We start from the raw sequence: 238 nt of genomic DNA on the forward strand, positions 1-238 counted from the left end.
GAAGTTGAACACCTTTAAAAAGCATTTATGAGAAAGATAATCATTGCAGATGACGAACACAAAATACTAATGTCACTGGAATACGGCTTTAAAAAGAACGGGTATGATGTATATATTGCCAGAGACGGAACAGAGGTACTCGATTTTTTAAAAACAATGGTTCCTGATGTCATCCTTCTTGATATCATGATGCCCAACCTAGACGGCTACAGTACACTAGACATGATCAGACAGGATG

General features: G+C 37.8%; 1 protein-coding gene. It reads left to right on the forward strand.

What is annotated here, in order from left to right:
- Positions 1–27: 27 nt before the first annotated feature.
- The coding region (locus SB679_RS26180; protein WP_410705334.1) for a response regulator transcription factor at positions 28–238 on the forward strand (211 nt) is incomplete at its 3' end.

The organism is Chryseobacterium sp. SIMBA_029 (assembly GCF_046535275.1).
Lineage (GTDB): Bacteria > Bacteroidota > Bacteroidia > Flavobacteriales > Weeksellaceae > Chryseobacterium.